This window comes from Bacillus sp. SIMBA_008 (assembly GCF_046535495.1).
Classification (GTDB): Bacteria; Bacillota; Bacilli; order Bacillales; family Bacillaceae; genus Bacillus; species Bacillus subtilis.
Genome location: NZ_JAWRWL010001279.1, coordinates 1 through 235 on the forward strand (window position 1 = coordinate 1; position 235 = coordinate 235).

Genomic DNA, 235 nt, shown 5'->3' on the forward strand with positions numbered 1-235 from the left:
GGCCTGATGCACGTCTATCCCCGGCTGATCCCCGTCCTGCTGCTCGAGGGCGACCGTCTCGTGAAGACCAAGGGCTTCGAGGACCCCCGCTACGTCGGCGACCCGGTCAACGTCATCAGCATCTTCAACGACCTCGAGGTCGACGAACTGGTGATCCTCGACATCGGCGCCGCGAAGAGCCGCGTGCCCGCCCGGATGGAGCTGCTGAACCGCATCGCCACCGAGGCGTTCATCC

The 235-nt window shown here is 66.0% G+C and carries 1 protein-coding gene; it reads left to right on the forward strand.

The annotated features are described in order from the left end of the window. Positions 1-235, forward strand: a 235-nt coding sequence (locus SB658_RS27550) for a HisA/HisF-related TIM barrel protein (RefSeq protein ID WP_410603746.1), incomplete at both ends; no start/stop codon positions are given.